Source organism: Mesorhizobium sp. M7A.F.Ca.CA.002.09.1.1, assembly GCF_003998555.1.
Taxonomy (GTDB): Bacteria; Pseudomonadota; Alphaproteobacteria; order Rhizobiales; family Rhizobiaceae; genus Mesorhizobium; species Mesorhizobium ciceri.
This window is the reverse complement of the sequence record NZ_RZRR01000239.1, coordinates 1-6,646: the sequence shown is the minus strand read 5'-3', so window position 1 is coordinate 6,646 and position 6,646 is coordinate 1. Positions and strand designations below refer to the sequence as shown.

The 6,646-nt window shown below is 64.2% G+C and carries 5 protein-coding genes; 2 read left to right on the top strand and 3 right to left on the bottom strand.

Annotated elements, in window-relative coordinates:
* Positions 1-4: 4 nt before the first annotated feature.
* From EN994_RS12990 to EN994_RS12975, 3 genes are all read right to left on the bottom strand, one after another.
* The gene (locus EN994_RS12990; RefSeq protein WP_013527967.1) at positions 5-487 is read right to left on the bottom strand and encodes a MarR family transcriptional regulator; all 483 of its coding nucleotides are present in this window, start codon (positions 485-487) and stop codon (positions 5-7) included.
* Positions 487-2,058, bottom strand: a complete 1,572-nt coding sequence (locus EN994_RS12985; RefSeq protein ID WP_063169954.1) for an NAD(P)/FAD-dependent oxidoreductase — start codon at positions 2,056-2,058, stop codon at positions 487-489. Before EN994_RS12985 ends, EN994_RS12990 begins: the two co-directional genes overlap by 1 nt.
* 314 nt (positions 2,059-2,372) lie before the next feature.
* Entirely contained in the window at positions 2,373-3,164 is a 792-nt protein-coding gene (locus EN994_RS12975; RefSeq protein ID WP_063169953.1) for a cyclase family protein, read from the bottom strand.
* Positions 3,165-3,283: 119 nt separating this feature from the next.
* On the opposite strand from EN994_RS12975, the gene EN994_RS12970 reads away from it, so the two are divergent.
* Positions 3,284-4,858, top strand: a complete 1,575-nt coding sequence (locus EN994_RS12970; protein ID WP_127307576.1) for an NAD(P)/FAD-dependent oxidoreductase — start codon at positions 3,284-3,286, stop codon at positions 4,856-4,858.
* A gap of 110 nt (positions 4,859-4,968) precedes the next feature.
* Positions 4,969-6,498 (top strand): ABC transporter substrate-binding protein, encoded by a 1,530-nt coding sequence (locus EN994_RS12965; protein ID WP_027161803.1) that lies wholly within the window; start codon positions 4,969-4,971, stop codon positions 6,496-6,498.
* Positions 6,499-6,646 lie beyond the last annotated feature (148 nt).

Sequence of the window (6,646 nt, the reverse complement as noted above, 5' to 3'; positions counted from 1 at the left end):
AGGTCTAGATGTCGTGCTTGCGAATGTTCTTCAGCATCTTCAAAAGCGTGGCGATGAGCGCGGAATATTCGGCATCGTCGATGTCGTCGAACATCGCTTCGAACGCGTCGTGCATGGCCGGCCAGGCGCGGGTGAACTCGGCGCGGCCCTCGTCGGTCAGGAACACATGGCGGATTCGGCTGTCGGTGACACCCTGCTCGCGTCGCACCAGACCCTGGCCCTCCAGCGTATCGAGGGTCCGGCTCAAGGTCGATTGCTCGATGACCGTATAGACCGAGAGGTCGTTGACGGTGATACCGTCGGTGACCGACAGCACGGCGAGCGTGCGGACCTGCGGGATGGTCAGGCCCTGCTTGCGGAAATCGTCGCGCAAGGTGGCGTTGTAGCGGCCCATGATGCGGTTCATCAGATAGGGCGCGAATTGCTGCAGCCCGATCTGCCCCAGGGTCGAAATGCGCTGGCGCTTTTCCGCGACCTTCTCTTCCATCACAGCCTCCCCGCCAGGAGAAAGCCGGAACCGCCGCCGAGACCCGCACCCGGGTGGGTCGAGGCGCCGATATGGTAGAGACCCTTGATGCCGGTCTGATGGTTGCGGCTGGTCTTGAACGGCCGCCACAGGAAAGACTGGTCGATGGTCGAGGAACCGCCATAGGGGTCACCGCCGACCAGGTTGATGTTCATCGCCTCCAGATCGGCCGGCGAATAGGCGCGGCGCGCGATGACGCTGTCCTTGAAGCCTTCGATATGGCTGGCGAGGATCGCCTCAATGCGGTCGGCATAGGCTTCGCGCAGCACATCGGTCCATTGCCCGTCTGCCGGCGCCTGCAGCTTGCCGGCCGCGTCGCCCTTGATGTGGCGAGGCGCCTCTGGCAGTTGCAGCCACAGGATCGCCTTGCCCTCCGGGCAGCGCGACGGGTCGAGCGCGTGCGGCTGGCCGACGCAGATGGTCGGCACCTCCGGCAGCATGCCGCGCGCCGCCTCGTTGCAAGCTTTCGAGACGCCATCCAGGCCGGGCGTGAGGTGCAGCAACGCCACCTTATCCAAGCCTTCGCCCGGCCATGCGGGCGGTTTGTCCAAGGCGTAGTGGATCTGGAAATTGCCTTTGCCGTAGCGGTACTTTTGCGTCGCCTCGACATCGGCTTTGGGTGCATCCGTGCCAAGCAGCCTGCCATAGAGCTGCGTTGGCGTAACCGAGCAGATGACGCTCTTGTCGGCATTGATTGTCTCGCCCGAGGCCAGCCGCACGGCGGTTGCCCGGCCATTGTTTTGAACGATCGAAGCGACATCGGCGCCGGTGCGGATATCGCCGCCGCGTTCCCGAATCAAAGCCTCGAAGGCCGCCAGCAGGTTTTTTGCCCCACCCTTGACGATCGGTGCTCCGGCCGCCTCAAGTGCGAAGGCGATCACCTTGGCGATCTGGCCGGAGAAGGCGTCCTCGGGTCCAAGCCCGGCATGCAGTACCCAGGGTGCCCACAGCGCGCGGATGGTTTCGGACCGGTAGGTGTTTTCGAGCCAGCCGCGCGCCGGCACCAGAGCTTCGCCGAGGAAGGCGGCAAGGCCGCGCGGGCCACGCCGCCAGCCATCACCGGCAAGCAGCTTCGCTGTCGGGTAGGACCACAGGCTGCCGCCGAGCAAGCCGAACAGCAGGCCGGCATTGCGTTCGATGCCGCCGACATCATCCGCGTGCCGGTCACCGTCGCCTGCCGCGATTGCGTTGAGGGCGGCGATGTTGGCGGCACGGTCGGTGCTGAGCACGGCATGGCTGCCATCCGGCCGCAGCACGCCCGTCGGCGTGCCCGTGTGGCAGAACTCCAGCCCGTGGCGCGCGAGATCGGCGCCCAGTGCCGCAAAGGCCGGCGAGGTGATGAACAGCACGAAGGTCGTCGCCATCACATCATGGATGAAGCCGGGTGCGGTGATCTCCTCGGTGCGCAAGCAACCGCCAATGCGGTCGTTGCGCTCCAGGACGAGCACACGCGCCCCTTTGCCGCCGAGCATCGCCGCGCAGACCAGCGCGTTGATGCCGCTGCCGACGATGATGTGATCGGGGGCGGTCATTGGCGGTTGCTCTTTGCTTGCGGGCAGTGGAGTTCAATCGCGTGGAATTGCGCTCTACGGCGCCCCCCTCTGGCCTGCCGGCCATCTCCCCCTCTTGGGGGGAGATTGGCAGCTTCGGCGCCCCACTCAATCCTGCAACGTCGCAGATTGGCGAAAACCATTGTGAAGGCCAATCTCCCCCCTTGAGGGGGAGATGTCCGGCAGGACAGAGGGGGGCGCCGTAGGGCGCTAGCGCTACAAGCCTGCCACCCTCTACCTGCCATCAACCCGGTTTCGCCTTCTCGCATGATCTTCTCCCGAAGACCCACCTCGCTTTATTGCTTCGACACCAGCGCCAGCGCGCGAATCGGGCTGCCGGTGCCGTGCTCGATCTTGAGCGGCGCCGCGATCAGGATGGCGCCCTTCGGCGGCAGCTGGTCGAGGTTGCAAAGGCTGGCGAGACCGTAGCGGTTGGCCTTGTGCATCAGCGTGTGCGCCGGGAATGGCGGCTCCATGCCACCGGCCTTGCCGGCATCGGTGCCGATCGTCTCCGAGCCCCAGCCCTTGATGTCCTTACTGATCAGGAACTGGATGGCTTCGGCCGTCGGGCCGGGCGTGTGCGGACCGGTCTCGTTGGCGTTGAGGAACTCGGCTTCCGAGCCGTTGCGCTTGTACCAGTCGGTGCGCATCACCACCCATTCGCCGGCATTGATCGCACCGTGCTTGGCTTCCCAGGCCTTGATGTGGTCGACGGTGAGCAGGAAATCGGGGTCGGCGGCGGCTTCCTTCGAACAGTCGATGACATTGACCGGGCCGACGAAATTCTGCGCCGGAATGGTGTCGGTGGCGCCGTCCGGATAATCCTTGCCGCTGATCCAGTGCTGCGGCGCGTCGAAATGCGTGCCCGAATGTTCGCCGAGCTTCAGCCAGTTCCAGGCCCACCACGGACCGTTCTTGTCGTAACGGGAGATGTTGTGGATCTCGACCTTCGGCGTGTCGACGGCGAGTTCCGGCGGCAGCTTGATCAACGGCGTGTCCGGCCCGAGCGGCGCCGACAGGTCGACCACCTTGATGGCGCCTGAAAGAAGCTGGCCGGCGACTTCGCCGAGGAGTTTTTGCGTGTCCATGGTTTGAAGTTCCCTCTTTCGTGTGATGATCAAGGCTCGTCTCGGCCCTTAATATCCTACTAGACGAAAACATATGCATCTGCAATTATCTTTAAGCATAAAGGAAATGGGGACGGGGCGTGAGCGAGTTCGACGCCATCTTTGTCGGGGCGGGCCACAACAGTCTGGCATGCGCTGCGCATTTGGCGCTCAAAGGCTGGAAAACAGGGGTTTTCGAGCGCGGCGCGGCAATCGGCGGCGCCGTCCAGACGCGCGAATTCACCCTTCCCGGCTTCCGCCACGATTTCGGCGCGATGAATCTCAGCCTCTTCGCCGGCTCGGCCTTCCACCGGAAATATGCAAATGAATTGAAAGCGCAGGGGCTGGAGTTCGCCCCGGTCGCCGACTGTGTCGCCAGCGCATTCCCTGACGGGCGCTGGTTCGGCGTCAGCAACGATCTGGAAAAGACCGCCGCGCGCATCGCCGCCTTCTCAGCCGCCGACGCCGCCACATGGCGCAGGCTGGTCGCCGCCTTCCCGGCGGAGGCCGAACACCTGTTCCGGCTGCTGGGTTCGCCGATGAGTGCCCGCGCGCTTGCCGGCACGGCGTGGAACCTGTGGCGCAAGAAGGGCATGTCCGGAGCGCTCGATACGGGCCGGCTGCTGCTGTCCTCACCCCGCGCCTGGCTGGAGGAAACTTTCGAGTCGCCGCATATCAGGGCAACGCTCGCCACTTGGGGCATGCATCTCGACTTCGCCCCGGATATCGCCGGCGGTGCGGTTTTCCCCTATCTGGAATCGATGGCCAACCAGAGTTTCGGCATGGTGCTGGGCAAGGGCGGCGCCGACACCATCATCCGTGCCCTCTCTGGCATGGCGACCTCCGCCGGCGGCAAGATCGTCACCGGCGCCGAAGTCGCCGAGATCACCGTTTCGGCCGGCAAGGCGACCGGCGTACGGCTCGCTTCGGGCGAGACGCATACCGCCACCAGGGCAGTCATTGCCGGCGTCGCGCCCAAGGCGCTGACGGGCAAGCTGCTGCCCAATGGTTCGGGCGACGCCGGCTTCGACACGGCGATGCAGAAATTCCGCCATGCGCCAGGCACGATGATGATCCACCTGGCGCTGGACGATTTGCCGGATTGGCGTGCCGGAGCGGAGCTTCGGCAGTTCGCCTATGTGCATCTGTCGCCGTCGCTCGACGCCATGTCGCGCACCTATCAGCAGGCCATGGCGGGCATGCTGCCGGACGAGCCTGTGCTGGTGGTCGGCCAGCCGACGGCGATCGACCCGTCGCGGGCGCCTCAGGGAAAGCATGTGCTGTGGGTGCAAGTGCGCATGCTGCCGGCCGAAATCCTGGGCGATGCCGCCGGCAAGATCGCACCGGACCATTGGGACAAGGTGAAGGAGGTCTACGCAGACCGTGTCCTCGACATCATCGAGACCTATGCGCCCGGCCTGCGCAACAAGATTCTCGGCCGCGCCGTCTTCTCGCCCATCGACCTCGAGCGTGAGAACCCGAATCTCGTCGGTGGCGACCAGGTCTGCGGCAGCCATCATCTGGCGCAGAACTTTTTATTCCGCCCGGCGCGCAACTATGCCGGCTGGAACACGCCGGTGGCGCATCTGCACCTCACTGGAGCCGCGACATGGCCGGGCGCCGGCACCGGTGCGGCGTCGGGCTTCATGCTCGCACAACAGCTTGGCGGGAGGTAGGAGCCGGAGATTTCCTTGAGGCTACGAGGGGCAAGGCGCTGCTGCCCAAGAAGCCTGAACCAATGACCTGAAGACGCCGCGCAGAAACAAAACCAACAAGGGGAACGACCATGACAATCAACAGACGGGAATTGCTCGGATACAGCGCCGCGGCACTCGGGGTGGCCGCCGTCGGCCTGCCGCAGATCGCTAGGGCGGCTGCCGGCGAACTGACCATCGCCTACAATGTCAACCTGCCATCCTGGGATCCGACCACCGGACCCTCGGCCGTCAACCCGACGATCCAGGGGCTTTACCAGTCGGTATTCGACCAGTTCATCCCGCAGAAGCCCGATTTGTCCTTCGCGCCGGGCCTGCTCACCGAATGGGGCTGGAACGACGACCGCACGAAGATCATGATGACGGTGCGCGAAGGCGTGACCTGGCATGACGGCTCGCCGTTCACGGCCGAGGACGTCGTCTGGTCGCTACAGCGGGCAGGCGACGAAAAGACCGGCAACCCGATCCAGTTCGTCTGGAAGAACGTCAACAACTTCAAGATCGACGGCAACAAGATCACCGGCGACGTCGTGCAGTTCGACCCGGTCTATTTCAAATGGATGTCGTTCCTGACCGGCTACATCATGCCGAAGGCCTATTACGAGAAGGTCGGCGCCGAAGGTTTCGAGAAGGCGCCGATCGGCACCGGCCCCTACATGGTGGAAAAGTTCGAGCGCAACGCTTTCCTGCGGCTCAAGGCAAACCCGAACTACTGGGGCGGCAAGCCGGCCTTCGAGAATGTGACGATCAAGTTCGTCGCCGACGCGGCAAGCCGCGTCGCCGAGATCGAATCCGGCTCCTCGCAAGTGACGCTCGAAATCCCCTACGAGGAGTATGACCGGCTGATCGCCAAGGACGGGCTGGCCGGCTCGTGCAAGAACGTTTCCGACATCGGCATGATCTTCTTCAACGACATCGAGGCGATGCTGGACAAGAACGTCCGTCAGGCCGCCGTGATGGCCGTCGACAAGAAGCTGCTGGTCGATCGCCTGCTGCGCGGCTACGGACAGCCGATCGATACGCTGGAAACGCCGGAATACGCATCCTACGACGCGTCGATCAAGGTCGAGCACAATCCGGAAAAGGCCAAGGAATTGCTGGCTGCCTCCGGCTATTCGCCGGAAAAGCCGGTCAAGTTCACCATCCAGACGACCAAGGGCTTCAAGCCCAAGGACTATGAGATGATCCAGGCGATCGTCGGCATGTGGCGCAAGGTCGGCATCGAGGCGACGATCGAGGTCTACGAGATCGCAAAGCACTACGAACTGCGCGCCGCCGATAAGCTGGCGCCGGCCGCCTTCTACAACTGGGGCAACGCCATCGGCGATCCGACCACCTCGACCGGCTTTGCCATGTACGGCCCGAGCCCGCATTCGGTGTGGGACAGCCAGGATTTGATCGACATGATCAACCCGCTGTGGGGCGAGAAGGACGAGGCCAAGCGCATCGCCGGCTGGAAGGCTGTCGACAAATACATCGCCGAGCAGGCCTATGTGCTGCCGCTGATGCAGTATGCGCAGCCCATCGTCCATGCCAAGGGCGTCAATGTGGTTCAGCATGTGTCGGGCGCGCTGCTGCCGGCCCTGATGACCCCGGCCTGAGAGAGTCGAGAAAGGCGCGCTGTCGCAAAGCCGGCATGCCTTCTCCCAACTTGCGCAGGCCCCCTCATCCGGCCCTTCGGGCCACCTTCTCCCCGCTGGGGAGAAGAGACCGGCTCAGCCGTCAGCGACCTCTTCTCCCCTCGGGGAG